This window comes from Candidatus Didemnitutus sp., from assembly GCA_019634575.1.
Lineage (GTDB): Bacteria > Verrucomicrobiota > Verrucomicrobiia > Opitutales > Opitutaceae > Didemnitutus.
In genome coordinates this window covers 292195-307353 of sequence record JAHCAY010000003.1, presented here as the reverse complement: position 1 = coordinate 307353, position 15159 = coordinate 292195, and the positions used below count along the sequence as shown (strand labels likewise).

Sequence of the window (15159 nt, the reverse complement as noted above, 5' to 3'; positions counted from 1 at the left end):
CTAGGCGAGCGGCGAGTCATCCGGCTCCCCGCGCAGACGGAACGGTCTGTCGCTGAGCAAGCGGTCGTGGGTGCTGCGGATTGTCCGCATTCTGCCGCGGAACAGATTCGCGAGCGCTTCGCGTTCCTCCGGCGACAACGGGGCCTCCCGCCAGAGCGACAGCAGCCGCTTGCCCAGCCGGTTTCTTTCCTGCCGTTCCAGCCAATCGCGCCACGGTCCGGGCTCATCCGATCGTGGTGTCTCCTGCTCGGTGCTGATGCGCCGTCGGAGGGCTGGGGGGAGCCGGCGGTGCCACGTCGCAAGGAGTTCGGCGGTGGCTTTGAGATTTCGTCCCACCAGATCGGGCTCGAGCCGGTCGATGGCGCACGACAGGACGCGAGGGTGCCGGGCGCCGACCAACGCGGCCATCTCGCGGAGGAGAGCCGGACGGGTCCTCGCCAGTCTCAGGAAATCCGGCGTGATAGACTTTTCCACCTCGGCCAAGGCTTGGAGACGAATCTCCGACGGACCTTCTTCGGTGAGTCTGGCGCGCATCACGCGGGCGCGCAGCAGCTGGAGTTGGTTGCCTGTGCTCGCGGCGACGGCGACCGCAGCGCCGGCGTGTTCCGCCGCAGTTCGCAGTTCTCCCTTCTGTTCCGCCAAGCCGGCGAGCAGGAGCATTAGGTCCGTCGCGACCGACAATCCCTTGGGTGTTCCGTCCCGCCCGATCTCCGAGAGGGCTTTCGTCGCGACCTCGCCGGCATCCTCCAGTCGTCCGGCCATGCGCAGCGCCTCCGCCTCCATGAGGCGGAGCTCACCCGATCGTGAGCGATGTCGCAGATTGAAGCTTTCGATCAACGACAAGGCCGCGGAGAGGTCCGCGCGACGCATGAGCAAGCGCGACTGCCGTAGCACCTCCTGCTCGGCATCCTCGAACGTGGCGGCCTCGTGGAGCTCGGGTGAAAGCGGCAGATCGAGCTTGCGTGCCAGGTAGACCTGCCCCGCCGGGGGCAACTCCTCCAAGCTTCCGGTCAGCAATGGCCCCACGTTCGGCCTCCATCGGCGATCAAGGATCGCGGAGCTTTCGCCCAACTGCAGCCGGTGATAAATTTCCTCCGCCCGGGCCGTCACGCCGGTTCTCTCGGAGTAGTATCGGACGGCGCGCTCATGGATCCGGCGCACCAAGCGGGGGTCACTTTCCGCGATCGCGGGCATCATCAGCCTGCGCACATCCGGGCGATGGCTGAGTGAACCGTCACTTTCGTTCACCATCACCAGGTCAAGGCGCCGACCCAGTTCGGCGAACAGCCTGCGCGCGCCGTTGGGACGGCTGATCATCAGCCCGCAAGGTCCGGCGAGCACCTCCGTGATCACCTCCGGAGTTATGCGACGCACCAGCAAGCCGGGAAAGGCGAGCCGCCGCAGGGATTCCTTGGGGAGATGCTCGAGGATGCGGTGGAAAAGTTGAGCCTGGATTTTCTCCGACTGCAGCCGGAGGAAACCGAACGACCCGGTCCGGAATTCATCCAGGGAGCTCCATCCCTCGTCGCGGATGAGACGGGCGGCCATGCGCAGCGCGAGCGGGCTCCCGCCCACCAAGCCTGCGATCCGCCACGCATCGTCCCGTCCCCCGTCGGCGACGCTTCCCTCGACCATCCTTTGCAGGAGCATCGCGGCGGCTTCCCGGTCGAACTCCCCGAGCTCCATTTTCCTCGGTTCCAGTGTCGTGAGCCGTCCGGCGGCCGGCGCCCTGCCCGAGATCACAAAACGGACCCGTTTCGTCTCCGCCGAAATCGCCCGGATGAACTGCCAGATGCCCTCGACGGCGGCTTCGCCCTTCGCTTGGACCTCCTCGAATGTGTCGAGGACCCAGAGGATCGGTTGGGGCGAGCCCCGGAAGGCATCCTCCAACTGTTCCGCGAACCGTTCGATCACCAGCCGATCGAGATAGTACGTCCGCTCGCTGTATGATGCGTCGGAGTCCGAGAAGGCTTCCGATGAGGCGAGGAGGTGCTTGGACCAGAGCTTCTCCTGCATCGGCATGCGTTCGGGGAATTGCGTCAGCAGCTGCGCCGCGGCTTCCGCCAGGAGAGTGGCGGGGCGGAGCGGGTCGATGGTTCGTCGATCGAAATCGAGATAAACGAAGGGCAACGGCGTCTCCTCGCGCTCCCCCGTGCCCATGTGATCCAGGATGAATCTCGCCAGCAGCGACGACTTTCCCACGCCGCCCGGCCCGTGGAGCATCAGCGGCGGCCGAGGCCGGAACGTGTCGAACAGGCTGTCCGATGCGCGTCGGGCGCGCGAACCCCAGCCGCTCGGAGGCAACGCCCCCACGTGGTCCGCAAGTTTGTCGAGTTCCTGTTTGCGCCCGACGAAGTGGTCGCCGGCCAGGCGATGAAACGGCGCGATGATCCGTGCGCGGGCAAGGTCCCGTTTCAAGGTTGCCATCGACGGGGTGTGCCAGGCTTCCCCGAGCCATCCGCACACTTCGACCAGCATGCCGATCTGCACCGGGTCGTTGCGCGAGTAGTCCGGCTCGCCGCCGACAAGAATCCGGTCGAGCAGCCGTTGGCGCTCGGATTCCCGGTCCGGGAACCGCATCGAGAGAAGCCTCACGAGATCCCGGGGCCCCAACGTCCTGAGGGCCGCCTGTCGTTCCGCCGGACGGAGCCGCCAGAGGTTCGAACCGTCTTCCGCCTCGACCGGCTCGCAGCGCGCCCGCAGAGCTTCGCGTTGCTCCGGAGTGGGAGCGAGCGCCTGGACAAACGGATCCTCAAGGTCGAATTCGGCGAGCACCGCCGCATGCCGCAGCGCCTCGCGGAGGTCGACATCGTCCCGGAGTCCGACGCCACGCAACCACGCGGCGAAGGTCGCGGGATCGACGGGCCGGAGTTCGTGATGCTTCGTCATAGCGCGTGCATCGACCTCCATAGTTTCAGCAACCGGCGCTCAAGCTCCCGGAGCGACTTTGCGTCGAACGGGGTCGCGAGGCCCTGCATTGCCTCGTTCAAGAGCTGATCCAACTCGGGGGGGCCGAGACTCCTCCCGGCCGCCGCGAAGATATCCCGCAGGTAGGTGCGCACATGCTCGGTCGTGATCTGGTCGAGTGTGTGGGTCACCGTGCAGATCTCGCATTCCGGCGGCAAATCCCGGTCGAAGCCGATCAGCGCAAGCCTGACCCGTTGGATGCTTCCGCTTTGCACGGCATGCGCAAGCTCCACAATGAGCTCGAACACCTCCGGCTCGAGGGTCGGATAATTGAGATTGTCGAACACCAGACAGAAATGCCGATCGTGTGGCTGCCGGCGGAATCCGCCGATCAACGCGTCCACCAGCTTCCGCACGACTCTCGTCTCTTGGGCGAGGGAGTCGACGCTTGGGGTCACGTTCAGGTTGAGTCGCTGCACGATGGTTTCGAAGACATGCCGCGGGCCGATCGAAGGCTGACCGAATCGCCGGAAATCCAGCAGTTCGCACAGCATGTTCGGGAGTATGTCGCCCAAGTGGCCGAGCAGGTTCCAGACGTGGGATTTCCCGATCGCGCCGTCCGTCACGACCAGGAGGATGGGCGGCGTGTTCTGACCGCCCAGATAGTGCCACGCCAAGGTTCGGAGCTTGTCGCGGTCCACAAACGCGCGCTGGCGCGTCACCAGCGCCTTCCAAGGCGTCCTTGCTTGGTAACCGGCGATCTGCGCTTGCATGACCAGCCGCATGCGAACCCCGGTGCAGCATTGCGTAACCTCCGGGGCAAGATGGGGAATCGCGACGATTGCGTCGAGGAGATCCGTGATCCATCGGCCCTGATCGGCCTGGCGGAACAGCATCTCCAGCTTAGCGCGCATTTCGGGTGGCGCCCCCGGAGGAAGCTCGCGCCGGATCGTGCGGAGCGTGACCTCAAGGTCGCCGTGATCCAGATGCGGCGCGCAGCCGTCCAGCAGTTCGCCCAAGCTTATCGGATCCATGCTCACTTGGTGCGGAGATGTCTCGCGATGAGTTCCAAGGGGATCGCTTGGTTGTAGCGTGCCACACCCTCGCGCGTGAATTCCGGATTTCCGGCGTGGTGGAGCGCGACCGGGTCCAGTGCTCCGTTGCAACAGATCGAACCGGATGAACCCGGCTCGGTGTTCGCGGTGTGCCGCACGCGGGTCGCGACCGGCGAATCCACCACCTGTCCCACGGCGAGCTTGAGCGGTTGCGCGGTGGGATGCTGGAGCACGTAAAGGTACTCGCCTGGCGCTACCGGGCGGGCGGCATTAAGATCGACGTGGCCCCGGGCTGCGCCGAACGACACACCGCCTGGGCGCTCGCGCCCGACGGGTTCGGTCAGGGTCATGATAGCGTAATCCAGCTCGGAGTCCGTCGCCGCCGGTTTGTCCGGGTCGATGTCGCCGGCCGCATACGGACTGGACGAGATCGCGTGCGAGGATGCCAGGCTGACTTCACGCCCCTTCCTCACGTCCAACTGGCCGGCGAAAGCTCGGTAGTCGAAGCGACAGACGACATCCCCGGCCGCGATCTCCCCTTTCAGCAATGGCTCGACGACATGGTAGTTGGTGAGCATTCGGTCGGGTCCGACGAGGAATCCGGTTCCCACACCTTGCCCCCGGATCTCCACCCGGCACATCAGCGCCTCCAGCCCCGTCAGTTTGGCGATGAAAGTGTCCACATCCTGGAAACAATTCGCCTGCGAGATGATGCGCTCCAGCGGCGCGCCGTCCGACGCGGCGAGCCCGGCCGGAGCGCTGGACAGCCCCCACTCGCGGGCGAGCCGCGCGAGGTCAGGGTCGTTGGTTCGCGAGGCGACTGCGCCGAGGATGAGCCCGGTCGTCCAACCCTGACGCTCCGCGGCGTCAATGACGCCCGCCACGATCAAGTCGTAACGGTTGGGCAGGCCCACCAAGTTGGCGAGACGGCGGTCCAACAGCTCGACGAGCATGAGCTCTAGGTCCTGCTGGGTGAAGGCCGTCTCCAAGGCCTGCCGCAGCTTCAGTCGTTGGGCGCCGTTAAGGTTCAGTCTTGCCATGGGGAATCGGTGGATCGCCGGCGGGTCGCCTCACACGCGGATCGCCTCGAACGAGGTCAGCTCCGTCCGCACCGGTGCGCCGGTGGCCGCCTCCTCGCCGGAGAAGCCGTCGTGTTCCGCCAGCTGATCGAACCGCAGGCCGGTCAGCCGCTCGATTTCGCGGATCCCGACCTGGAATGTCTTGTACCGGCCGAACGCGAATTCCAAGGCGTCGAGGTACTTCTCCTGGCTGACGAGATAGGCGGTGGCCGACGGACGCCCGTCCGTGACTATCGCCACGACCTTCCAGAACTCCCGCGGGATCATCACGCCGCGATACACCGGATCCGTGTCGCGGAACACGGGGCCGGTGAAGACGGTCGCCTGGAGCCGGTGCAGGCGCGCGTTCCTCAGGATGTAGTTCTCGAGGCCGAGCCAGATCTGCTGGTTGACGAGGTTGTACTGCGGGGAGCAGTTGGTGAAGTGGAAGGTGTCGTCGTTCGCCTCGGCGGCGTGCTCGCCCCAGACCGGATCCTCCCTCCGGACCAGGTGCCCGCGGTCGAGATCGTTGCCCTCGTACAGCTCCTCGCCGATCTGGTGCTTCCGATCGATGCGGAGGTCGTAGTACCAGGCATCGCGCCCGCGTTTGATCTTGTTCTTCTCGGACCCATGGCCGTCGATGTTGCAGGCCGTGAACACGGCCAGTCTTCTTGAGCGGGACATCACGAGGGAGAAGTTCCGGTAGTCGAGGACAGCCGGCTTGCCATCGCGCCCCGCGACCCAGTCGCTCTCGTTCGCGGAGCCGGGCAGGGCGATCGGAAATGAATCGAGGAAGGAGCTGTCGTATCCATTTCTGCCCTCGAAATGCCCGGCGTCATGCTCCCTCCGCGCCTCGAGTGATTCCAGCGTAGAGAGGGGGGCCGAGGCGCCAAGGCGGGCCATTTGGTGGAGTCGGATCATGGTGTGTTGCCGGCGCGGCGCGTGCATGCGGACGCCGGAGGATGAGCGCTGCTGTTTTTGGGGCGCCGTCCCATGGCCCTGGGGCGGCCCAGAAATTCCACAGGTTGCGGTTTCGGCGGCAACTCAAAACCGGAGCCAAGCGAAGCTCGCGGGGAACCCCGGATGTTCGTTTCCCGTCGCCCCGAAGGTCTCCTTCGGGCCGCGTCATATCCGGGTGGGTTTCCATACGCCGCCACGTTGTGTATCCGATGCCCGATCTCATCCCGCCGCTCCCTCTCCGCGAGCGCCTCGTCATCGCCTGGCGATTCTTCGAGGGCATCCTTCTTTGTGCGCTCATTTTCGGCGCCGTTGGCGCCGTCATTTGGATGATGTACGGCTTGGCGCGGGGGAGCCCCGGAGAATGAGCAAGCCGCCCCCGCTCACCCCGCTGGAACTGATCACGGCGCTGGCTGGTCTGCCGGACTGGAGCCATGTGGACGGGGCGCTCATCCGCGAGCACGAGTTTCCCGATTTTCGCGACTTCATCGCGTTCGTCACCCGCGCCTCGCTGATCGCCGACGCGGCCGATCACCGCCCGGAGTGGACCGCGGTCCGCCGGAAACTCCAGATCCGGCTCACGACCCACGACGCCGGCTGCCGGGTGACGCATAGGGACGTTTCACTGGCGCAGAGCCTCGATCGCCTTTTCACGGCGGGTGGAAAATAGCCATCGTCCGCGTCCGGATTGCGATTGTCTACGCCGACCGCATCGCTGAACTTCATCTCGGGCCAGCCAACATGATCATAATCCTGAGGGAGGCTCGCTTCGATCCTCACAACGCGGCAATCAAGTCGGCGTTGGAAAACCGATTTCCCGGAGTGGAAATCGCGCTGCAAGATCCCGCTGCTCCGCCGGCGTGGCCCGGCTTGCCAGCTTGGGATGACGTCCTCGTGGTGCCTTTCGACGCCGCACCGCTGTCGGCCGCGGCGATAGCCTTCGTGAGCACGGCGCTTCGTCGCGCGCCGAGCCCTTTCGTTCTGCCGGTCGCGGTCACGCGCGCCGGGCGTCCGCCGGTCCCTCTCGATGCGATCAAGGCACTGCCGTGGGAGGACGATGGTTTTGCCCGCGGTTGCCTGCGCATCGGGGCCCGCCTCGGGCTGGCCCTGCGCAAGCGCGACCACAGGATCTTCATCTCGTACCGGACAGTCGATGGCGCCGCGGTGGCCGTGCAGTTCGAGGAAGTGCTGCGGCGTGAGGGCTACAACGTATGGCGGGACGAGTCGAAGGATCCCGTTGACGGCCAGACTTCCATCGCGCCCGGCGAGAAGGTGCAGGCGCAGATCGAGGCGCACCTGATCACCGCGGATCTGGTGCTCCTCCTCGACACGCCGCGCGCGTGGGAATCGGAATGGATCAGTCTGGAGGTCACGCGCGCCAACGGGAATCTGATCCCGGTGCTGCCCGTGCTGTTCCGGCAACCGGGCGAACGCGTCCTCTGCTCCCGTTTTCGCGGTCTGGAGACGCTGCAGCGCGGCGCGGTGCTGGAGTTGCCCGGGCGGGACATGCCCGCTCGACTGGAAGACAGCTTCGTCGCGACGGTGCTGGGAGAGATGGAGCAGTTCCTCAGCGACATCTATCGCCGTCGGCTCGATCTGCCCCACCGGGTGAAGTCCTCGTTCCTCGCCGACAACTACGAGTGGACCGAGAAGGACCGGTTCCTTTACGAGGCGATCAAGCGGACGAACGGTCGCCTGCTGCATCGCGTGTTCTCGCACTGCTCGCATTTCGACGGCGTCTATGACCCCGCCTTGAGGACGTTCGTCGAGCATCTCCGGGTCCTGGATCCATCCCCGAACTATGCGCTGTATGTCTACGATGGTGTGGTCATCCCGCCCGCGCAGCTGCGTCAGATTGAAATCCAGGCTGGCCTTGCGGATGCAACGCAGGTGGTCTTGCTGCACCACTCCGAGGTGCTGAGTGTGCTGAAGAGCAACTTCGTCCAACGCCCATGAACACGCTTGAAGAGGCGGCTCCGCTGCACGGCATCTCGCTCGGATTCTCCGGCGCGGTGCCCGAGAGGAAATACTGGACCACAGCGACGCAGGACCGGGACATCCTCGAGTTCGTCTCCGTGTTGTCCGGGCTCGTGCTCAAATACGGCGGCAAAATCGTGCATGGCGCGCATCCGACATTCACGCCGGTGGTCCTGCGGCAGGCCGAGTTGCAGGGGCGGGCGGGAGGAGCCCCGGGTGTGACCATCGTGATGTCCGAGCTGTGGGCGAAGCACCAGTCCGCGTTCGAGCGGGAGCGCTTCCAGCGCGAGTCGCGCTTCCTTCTCGTGCCGCAGGTCGGTGCGGGCGAGGCGACCGATCCGGAGGTGCGCAATGCGAGTCTCACCGCCCTGCGTCACGTCCTGGTCACCGAGATGAACATGCTCGTCGCGGTGGGCGGCATGCGCCACTTGGGTTCCGGCTTTGCGCCCGGCGTCGCCGAGGAGATCGATCTGGCCCGGCGCCGCGGTCTGGCCTGCTTCATCGTCGGTGGGTTCGGGGGGGAGGCGGCGTCGGCCGCCGAGAAATTCAAGCTCGATCCCCGTTCTCTCCGCAACGGGCTCACGGATGAGCAGAACGCCGCGCTGCTGGAAAGCACGGATGTGTCCGCATGCGTCGGCCTCATTTTCGATCACCTCGTCCGCTCGGGCGCCAGGCTCGCCGCGCAGGCCGGCGCGAAATGAGCCCCAGCATGCGGCTTGATCCCATGATCGGGTCGGAGTCCGCGCCTTTCGCATTCCTCAGCTCACTCACCGCCGGGCACGAACGCCTGCGGTCGGCCATTTTCGATCTGGGGCAGGAGCATGGAAGATACGTCTGGGTGAGCGAACGCTGCCGTCCGGATCTCGGCGGCTGCGTCGACAAGCTGGAGATCGCAGATGTCCTGATCGACCGCGTCCGTGCCTCGCGCCACTATGTGGTGATTCTCGGCGGGGAAAGGCACGGGACCCCGATCCCGCTGGGGGAGCATCCAAGCAGCGCCTCGTACTTCGAGATCGAGCTGTTCGCGGCGGCCCTTTCCGGGAAACCGATCCACGTTTTCACGAGGGAGGGATTCAGCCCGGGGCCGCGGATGCGGGCCTTGCTGCAGATCCTCGCATGGAGTTTGCCGGCCACCGGATGGCGCCAGCCGATGAGCGACGCCGACATTGTGGCCGCCTTGGGTGAGCTGCTCGTTTTCGCCGGACCCGCTGCTGATGATCCCGGCGGCCGGAGGAATGTCCTCGCGCGTCTGATCCGGCAGTTCTATGTGACGCGCGGGCGCGGCGGAGAGCTGTGCTTCCTAGATCACCAATTCGAGTCTCGCGCGTCCGGACCTGACCTGGATCTGGTGGACACCCTGCTCGTGAAGGTGCGTGAAATCTCCGACCAGGAGCGCAAGCTCGCGCGACTCTGGCTCGCGGTGCGGGAGCTGATGGCGCGTCCGTTCGCCGCGAGCCGCGATGAACGGCTGCTGCGGCAGTGGGACAGCGTGCTCGGCTTGTGGGGTTCTGCCGCCGCGTGGTACGGTCTCCACGGGCATCTTTACCTCGGGGGTCGCGCGGCGCTCGGCACGATGGTACAGGTGCGGCATCGCCTGCGCGAAATCAGTCCCTCCGGAAGGGACATGTTCGCTCATCCCTCCACGGCCCTCGCCAGCGCCACCTATTCTATCGCCAAGCTCGCCCCGTGGCGCGAAGGGCGAGCTTTGCTCCACGAGGCCCTCGGACACCTCGAGCATCCGGACCGGGCGCGAGGGCTCAGGGCCGACGCGAACGCGATGGCGCTGCGCGGCAGCATCCTGCTCCGACTCGGCCACCCTTGGCGTGCGGCGACCGCCTATCGCCAGGCTTTGCGCTGGCGCTTGCGGGGGGAGGAGCCCGCCAAGGTGGGGGAGTCGATGTCCGAGTTGGGCTACTGCTGCCTCTTCACCGGCAATGTCGGCGAGGGGCTGGCCCTGCTCCGGTCCGGTTCCGCGTTGCTCGACCAACACGGCGGCGCCGGCTTCCGTGCCCGCGCGAAGCGCAAGCTGGCGCATGGTTTGGCCGCCACGGGCCGGTTCGCCGAGGCGCGGGCCGTGCAGCACGACGCCGCGGCGTTGGCCAGCCAGGACCGGATGTTCGACCAGCTGAAGTGAGGCCGCCCCGTCCGGTCTTCACCGTCCCGCGAGCCGCGCCGCCTCCTCGATCCAATCGTTGAGCCGCTCGCGCCCGTTGTCGTCGTGCCAGTAATAATCCTTGAACACCGACGAGGCCGCGCAGGTGGGGAACAGGAATTTCAGGAACGAGGTTTCAGGCACTTGGAAATCGTCCAGCGGATTGCGGCCCTGCACGGTCGTCCGACCCTCGCTGTCCTTGATGCCGTGGATATAGATCACGAGGAGGCCCTTGCCGTTCGCCAAGCTCTGCTCGATCTCGTAGCGCACGTAGCGGCGCTCCGCCGTTTGGGCGCCGACCAGCACGACCGTGACGCTCGTGCCGTTGAGCTGCCGGTCTATCCAACGCTTGATTTCCTTCTCGCCGTTGCGCGCCACCTTCTCCCATTCCGCCGCGTCGAGGAACTGGCTGGCCGTGCCCTTCGTCAGCCACGAGTTCCGCACTTGGGCGACCCGCCAGCTGTCCGCCTGATAGTGGAAACTGAAGAACACTCTGCGGCCCATCGTCAGCGCGGATCCAGTCTCTGGTTCAGCCAGTCGGCGAACCGGACATATCGGCTTCGGTCGCGATGCACGTACAGCGCGGCGCCGGTCTTGTCGATGTACGGGTAGAGCCCCAGGTATTCCTGGCCCCGGAAATCCCGATCGGCTTCATGCTCCGGCACGATCGGCACGATCGCCACGCGGGCCGTCGTCAGCGCGTCCATGTAACCGAGCTCCCAGGGCATCCACACGGATTGCCTCGCTGCCTGGGACGTCGCGAACAGCAGGCAGCGGCATTGGCGCATCCTCTGCCTCAGCACCGCGGCCGTCTCCGTCGTGACCCGGCTGCGATCCAGCTGGGGATCGTCGATCCAGTCCACATAAACGGTGAAGCCGGCGTCCACCAGTTCGTCGCGCAGGGCCTTGATGAGAATCGCATCCTCCGACGCATGCGAAAGAAAGATGTCGTACGTGCTTGTCCGCGAGGCCGCCGCGCGAACCTCGTTCAGGAGCACCCGCTTGGCGTGCTCCCTCCGCCCCTCCTCGGTGAAGTACCCCTCCAAGGACGCCCGGGCCCGCAGCGCCGATGCCGTGAAAAGTGCCATGGGTCTTCAGCGTCCCGCCGCCTTCGCTGCGGCCTCGACCCACGATCCGAAGTTGGCGTAGCCCCTGTCGTTCACCCAATCGTAGATCGGGACGATGGTGCTCAGCGGCCGTGCCCAGAGGCCTTCGCCAATGCGGAAGCCATCGAACGGATTCGCCCCCGCGTAGTCGGTGTTCCCCGTCCGAGGATCCCTGCAGTTGTGGATCCGCACCCCCAAAAGTCCGAGGCTCAACGCCCGTGCGCGCTCGATCTCGTAGTTCACCCAAGGGCGCCCCGCGGTCTCGGCGCCGATCAGCACCGCAAGGACCGAGGCTCCCTGCATCTGGGTATCGATCCAGCGCTTGATCGCCGCGTGTCCCGCGCGCTCGATCTTTTCCCAATCGGGATGGTCGATGAATCCGGATTCCTCGTAACCGCCCTTCGTCACGCCGCTCATGCGGACCTGGCTCACGCGAAAGATATCGCGCTCGTAGTGGAAGCTGAAGAACACGCGTCGTGCCATGGCGAAGATGGGATAAAAAATAGGCCAAGCCGTGCGAAGCACGGTGTTGGCCCGACGCAGTTGAATTCCGAACGAGACGCCCCGGCGAGCGAAAATTGAGCGGAATCGCGCGGCTTTTTGTATCGCCTGAATCGAACGACTCATCCTCCGGCGCGACGAGCCGAAGCGCCTCCCGCTGCGGGCGGGAGGCGCGCACGGGGATTCAACCGGCCGTCACCTTCGGTGTGGTGAGTATTTGCCGGTTCTTCCGGTTCATTTCCCGCAGCACCTCGCCGACGAAGGCCTTGTCCTTGTAATAGGGCTGGACGTTTTCCAACCGTTCATCGATGCGCTTCTTCACCGCCGCCGGTTGCTGGTCGTAGAACTCCTTTGCCTGCGGGAGTTGCTTCTCCACCAGTCTCATTTCCGACTCGTGGCGCTGCATATCCTTGTAGAGGAGCATATCCACTGCCCGCGCGGGCGCCTCTTTCACGACCCGGGAGTAATATTCCACATCGTGGCGGTTAGCTTCCTTGAACGCATCGAGTCGTTTCTGGATCTCCGGGTTGTTCCGGAACTGGAGCGGCGATTCGCCGTCGGGGGCGTTGTCGCCGGGTTTGGTCTTGATTGGCATGTTTGGTATGGGGTTGTGGCCGGTCACTTGGGAGGTGCGGACCGGCGGCTGGCACCGCGGGCTTTCGCCCAAGTCAGTTCAGCGCCGGATTGAACGGCTTGTCGTCCGGCGTGCGGACCAAGCGCAGCGCCAGATCGAACTGGGCGCACACCGCGGCGGCGTCGTTGCGCGACAGTGCGAACGCCATGAGCGTCTTGGCATCGATCTTCGGATCGGTGGAACCGAAGCGTTGGTTCAATTCCTCCGCCGCCTGATAATACTCGGCGGCGACGGGTTCGGGGACGGTGACATTCAGTGTGATCATGGTTGGTTGGGTGATTCGGAGCGGGGAGAACGGGGGCCGGCGCGCGTCGCGAGCGACGCGCCGGCGGCCTCCGTCCGTTTCGTTTCGATGTGCGCGGCCGACGCGGCCCCGCCGGCCTCGCGGCGGGGCGGAGTCGCTGCCGGTCGCAACAGCACGGCCTCGACGCTCGAGATTTCTCTTCGGGTGAGGGAACCGGTGGTGCGGATCTGCAGCTGTCGAAGCGGCACCTGCTCGATGGCATGAAGTGCCGCGAGGAGTTCCGACCAGTTCGCGATGGCGTCGGTCGACCACCGCGAGCGATCGTGATCAAGGGGGCGCCACCCCGAGGGATGCGGAGATGCGGCGGATGTGGACCGCAGGTGCGCCAGCGCTTCGGTTTCCGTGCGCACTCGCAGTTCGTCGCAATCGCGCAAGCGCTCGATCTCGGCCCTCAGCGAGGATACTTGCTCCCGCGCCGCGGCGCCCGGCGCCATCCGGCGCCGGGCGAACAACACACACGCGAACATTACCACGGCAACCAGCAGCAGGAGCCAATGACGGCGATCAATCGGTTCGCTCACGGCCAGCGTCCTTTAAGGGTGAAAGTCCGCTCGGGCGTTCCCGCCGGCAGCTCCGACAGCAGCCACAACCGGCTGCGCCGGAGCCCGTCGATCCACGCGGTCCACTGCGCTTCCGTCAGCGGAACGAGGACACCGCCTTCGCATTCGAAGCCTTGTCGATGGATGTCCAGGCGGGTGAGCACCACGCAGGGCGGCACGCTCCGCGCAAGCGCGTCGATCAACTCCACGATAGGGAGAGGGCTTCCCTCCAACTCCGCACGTTGCCGTCGGATTTCCGCCAGCGCCTGTTCATTGCGACGCAACGGCTCCAGCTCCGTTCGCAGCCGAGTGTATTCCCGCTCAGCCTCGGCCTTATCACGCTGGTCCGCCCACCAAGCCAAAGCCGGTGTCGCTCCGACCGTTAAGGCACTCAGCAACAGGGCCAGCGACAGCAACGTCACGATCTGGGGCGGCGTGACGAACGGCACCGGTGGCAACAGCTGCGCACAGTGTCGGGTCGCGATGACCGTCTGCCGACCCAATGCGTGCCCCAATGAATACACCCCGACGATGTGCCGTTCATCGATTGGCACCCGCTGCGCTAGTTGATCAACCAGCTTTTCGTCCGTGGTCACATACAGCACGAACTCGGTGTTCGATTGAGCCGGAACCCCGGCGAGGTGGCGCGCGACCGCGGTCAGAACGTCTCCGCCATGTCCCGCGCGGAAAGCCCGCACGCCATCTGAGGAATGCCGATACAGGCAGAACCTCTCGGGACTCAGCGCGCACACCGTCAGCGCCCCGGTCTCGGTGAGTTCCGGCGGCAGCGCGTTGAGCCACGTGGCCATCGGGAACACCGCGTTCACGGCGAAGCCGAGCTCCCGCAGTCGGTGCACGAGCGCGAAAAGAAACGGTCGCGTCTCGTAATGCAGCAGCGTGCTGAAGCGTTCCCCGTTCGCGAGGATCGGCTCGTGTGCCCAGACATGGCCAGGATGCGCGAGGGCCGGGTGCTCCTCGGCGAGCACGAGCGCGAGCGTGGCCCGATTGCCATTCGGGCACTCCACCGGCACCGTCGCGAAATCGTCCGGCTGGTACACGACGCGCAAGCTTCGCACCGGCTCCGGCCAGGCTTCCGCCAACCGGTCCGCCGCCTCGGTGATTTCGCCGAAGGGCACCGGAACCTTCTGGCCCGGAAGCCACCAGCGATCGCCCCAAAGCAACACAGTCAGTTCAGATTTCGGCGAGATAGACATAGATCGTGGTGGTTCCGTTGGTGGGGGCCGCGTAGGCAACGACGCCGGTGTCGCACGCAGCGCCTTCCACCGGCGCGAGCTGCGGTGCATTCATCGACAGCGCCAATTCATACGCATCGCGCGCGGGTGCGTTCGGGATCACCAGATACGCCACGATAGCCGTGGCGCTGCGGTTGGTGACTCCATCCAACCGGAAGTTCGCACCTTGAGCCGCCGACGGCGCGAGCGCCGGGTTGCCGGTCCTCGCCTCGATTCGGGTCACGCCCGACCAATCGCGCGCCGGCACGGCATCGGGAGTCATCGCGAACGCCTGCGTCGTCTGATTCCATCCGATCTCGTTGCCGGTACCCGCTGATGTATACGTCTGACTGCCCATTCGCAGGGCCAGCGGTCGCTCCAGCTTTCCCGCTGCAAGCAGCACGGTGTCCAAGCGTGCGGCGTTGCCCTTCACGGTATCGGTCGCGCCGGACAGTGCGGCGCCGCTGCAAGGGACGCCGATTCCCTCAGTGCGTGGCAGGCTACCGTTACCTCCCGGCAGATTAATGAAGTCCGTGATCGCCGTCTTGAGCGTATCCACGGTCTTCTCGACCTGTTGCACCCGCGCATTGCGGAGGGCGTCGAAGCCTTTCGGCAACAGCAAGCCGACGAGCACGGAGACGATCGCGAGGACCATCACGATCTCGAGGAGGGAATATCCGGACGTTGAACTGAGTTTTCTATTCTTCATGTTGGTTTTGGTTGGGGGCCTCAGGGCC

At 65.6% G+C, this 15159-nt stretch carries 16 protein-coding genes; 4 read left to right on the top strand and 12 right to left on the bottom strand.

Annotated features, from left to right (window positions below; all coding sequences use genetic code 11):
• The 4 genes from KF715_19845 to KF715_19830 are packed head-to-tail and all read right to left on the bottom strand — an operon-like array spanning nucleotide 1 to nucleotide 5941.
• Complete coding sequence (locus tag KF715_19845) at nucleotides 1-2889, bottom strand: hypothetical protein (GenBank protein MBX3738956.1); 2889 nt, start codon at nucleotides 2887-2889, stop codon at nucleotides 1-3.
• Nucleotides 2886-3926 (bottom strand): hypothetical protein, encoded by a 1041-nt coding sequence (locus tag KF715_19840; protein MBX3738955.1) that lies wholly within the window; start codon nucleotides 3924-3926, stop codon nucleotides 2886-2888. Before KF715_19840 ends, KF715_19845 begins: the two co-directional genes overlap by 4 nt.
• A 17-nt stretch (nucleotides 3927-3943) precedes the next feature.
• Nucleotides 3944-5002, bottom strand: a complete 1059-nt coding sequence (locus tag KF715_19835; GenBank protein ID MBX3738954.1) for a trypsin-like peptidase domain-containing protein — start codon at nucleotides 5000-5002, stop codon at nucleotides 3944-3946.
• A 30-nt stretch (nucleotides 5003-5032) separates the two neighbouring features.
• Nucleotides 5033-5941, bottom strand: a complete 909-nt coding sequence (locus KF715_19830; GenBank protein MBX3738953.1) for a DNA/RNA non-specific endonuclease — start codon at nucleotides 5939-5941, stop codon at nucleotides 5033-5035.
• Between the two features lie 400 nt (nucleotides 5942-6341).
• Here KF715_19830 and KF715_19825 point away from each other — a divergent pair, with 400 nt between their 5' ends.
• The 4 genes from KF715_19825 to KF715_19810 all read left to right on the top strand — a co-directional run bounded on the left by KF715_19825 (nucleotide 6342) and on the right by KF715_19810 (nucleotide 10088).
• Entirely contained in the window at nucleotides 6342-6647 is a 306-nt protein-coding gene (locus KF715_19825) for a 4a-hydroxytetrahydrobiopterin dehydratase (GenBank protein MBX3738952.1), read from the top strand.
• A gap of 71 nt (nucleotides 6648-6718) precedes the next feature.
• Nucleotides 6719-7933 carry a toll/interleukin-1 receptor domain-containing protein gene (locus KF715_19820; GenBank protein MBX3738951.1) on the top strand — a complete coding sequence of 405 codons (1215 nt, stop codon included), beginning with the start codon at nucleotides 6719-6721 and terminating at the stop codon, nucleotides 7931-7933.
• Nucleotides 7930-8655, top strand: coding sequence for a hypothetical protein (locus KF715_19815; protein MBX3738950.1), 726 nt, complete (start codon nucleotides 7930-7932; stop codon nucleotides 8653-8655). The genes KF715_19820 and KF715_19815 overlap by 4 nt, the downstream gene beginning before the upstream one ends.
• Nucleotides 8652-10088 carry a hypothetical protein gene (locus tag KF715_19810; GenBank protein MBX3738949.1) on the top strand — a complete coding sequence of 479 codons (1437 nt, stop codon included), beginning with the start codon at nucleotides 8652-8654 and terminating at the stop codon, nucleotides 10086-10088. Before KF715_19815 ends, KF715_19810 begins: the two co-directional genes overlap by 4 nt.
• An 18-nt stretch (nucleotides 10089-10106) precedes the next feature.
• Here KF715_19810 and KF715_19805 read toward each other — a convergent pair whose 3' ends face one another.
• From KF715_19805 to KF715_19770, 8 genes are all read right to left on the bottom strand, one after another.
• Nucleotides 10107-10610: a TIR domain-containing protein gene (locus KF715_19805; GenBank protein MBX3738948.1), complete on the bottom strand. Its 504-nt coding sequence runs from the start codon at nucleotides 10608-10610 to the stop codon at nucleotides 10107-10109.
• Between the two features lie 2 nt (nucleotides 10611-10612).
• On the bottom strand, nucleotides 10613-11194 hold the full coding sequence (locus tag KF715_19800; GenBank protein ID MBX3738947.1) for a toll/interleukin-1 receptor domain-containing protein: 582 nt from the start codon (nucleotides 11192-11194) through the stop codon (nucleotides 10613-10615).
• A 6-nt stretch (nucleotides 11195-11200) separates the two neighbouring features.
• Nucleotides 11201-11695, bottom strand: a complete 495-nt coding sequence (locus KF715_19795) for a TIR domain-containing protein (GenBank protein ID MBX3738946.1) — start codon at nucleotides 11693-11695, stop codon at nucleotides 11201-11203.
• A 202-nt stretch (nucleotides 11696-11897) separates the two neighbouring features.
• Nucleotides 11898-12308, bottom strand: coding sequence for a hypothetical protein (locus tag KF715_19790; protein ID MBX3738945.1), 411 nt, complete (start codon nucleotides 12306-12308; stop codon nucleotides 11898-11900).
• A gap of 73 nt (nucleotides 12309-12381) precedes the next feature.
• On the bottom strand, nucleotides 12382-12612 hold the full coding sequence (locus tag KF715_19785) for a hypothetical protein (GenBank protein MBX3738944.1): 231 nt from the start codon (nucleotides 12610-12612) through the stop codon (nucleotides 12382-12384).
• Nucleotides 12609-13172 (bottom strand): hypothetical protein, encoded by a 564-nt coding sequence (locus KF715_19780; GenBank protein MBX3738943.1) that lies wholly within the window; start codon nucleotides 13170-13172, stop codon nucleotides 12609-12611. Before KF715_19780 ends, KF715_19785 begins: the two co-directional genes overlap by 4 nt.
• On the bottom strand, nucleotides 13169-14404 hold the full coding sequence (locus tag KF715_19775; GenBank protein MBX3738942.1) for a hypothetical protein: 1236 nt from the start codon (nucleotides 14402-14404) through the stop codon (nucleotides 13169-13171). The genes KF715_19780 and KF715_19775 overlap by 4 nt, the downstream gene beginning before the upstream one ends.
• The gene (locus KF715_19770; GenBank protein ID MBX3738941.1) at nucleotides 14382-15131 is read right to left on the bottom strand and encodes a prepilin-type N-terminal cleavage/methylation domain-containing protein; all 750 of its coding nucleotides are present in this window, start codon (nucleotides 15129-15131) and stop codon (nucleotides 14382-14384) included. The genes KF715_19775 and KF715_19770 overlap by 23 nt, the downstream gene beginning before the upstream one ends.
• Nucleotides 15132-15159: the final 28 nt, after the last annotated feature.

Coding starts and splice junctions, on each gene's coding strand:
- KF715_19845 (MBX3738956.1), bottom strand. CDS start 2,889: ATGACGAAGCATCACGAACTCCGGCCCGTCGATCCCGCGACCTTCGCC.
- KF715_19835 (MBX3738954.1), bottom strand. CDS start 5,002: ATGGCAAGACTGAACCTTAACGGCGCCCAACGACTGAAGCTGCGGCAG.
- KF715_19830 (MBX3738953.1), bottom strand. CDS start 5,941: ATGATCCGACTCCACCAAATGGCCCGCCTTGGCGCCTCGGCCCCCCTC.
- KF715_19825 (MBX3738952.1), top strand. CDS start 6,342: ATGAGCAAGCCGCCCCCGCTCACCCCGCTGGAACTGATCACGGCGCTG.
- KF715_19820 (MBX3738951.1), top strand. CDS start 6,719: ATGATCATAATCCTGAGGGAGGCTCGCTTCGATCCTCACAACGCGGCA.
- KF715_19815 (MBX3738950.1), top strand. CDS start 7,930: ATGAACACGCTTGAAGAGGCGGCTCCGCTGCACGGCATCTCGCTCGGA.
- KF715_19810 (MBX3738949.1), top strand. CDS start 8,652: ATGAGCCCCAGCATGCGGCTTGATCCCATGATCGGGTCGGAGTCCGCG.
- KF715_19805 (MBX3738948.1), bottom strand. CDS start 10,610: ATGGGCCGCAGAGTGTTCTTCAGTTTCCACTATCAGGCGGACAGCTGG.
- KF715_19800 (MBX3738947.1), bottom strand. CDS start 11,194: ATGGCACTTTTCACGGCATCGGCGCTGCGGGCCCGGGCGTCCTTGGAG.
- KF715_19795 (MBX3738946.1), bottom strand. CDS start 11,695: ATGGCACGACGCGTGTTCTTCAGCTTCCACTACGAGCGCGATATCTTT.
- KF715_19790 (MBX3738945.1), bottom strand. CDS start 12,308: ATGCCAATCAAGACCAAACCCGGCGACAACGCCCCCGACGGCGAATCG.
- KF715_19785 (MBX3738944.1), bottom strand. CDS start 12,612: ATGATCACACTGAATGTCACCGTCCCCGAACCCGTCGCCGCCGAGTAT.
- KF715_19775 (MBX3738942.1), bottom strand. CDS start 14,404: ATGTCTATCTCGCCGAAATCTGAACTGACTGTGTTGCTTTGGGGCGAT.
- KF715_19770 (MBX3738941.1), bottom strand. CDS start 15,131: ATGAAGAATAGAAAACTCAGTTCAACGTCCGGATATTCCCTCCTCGAG.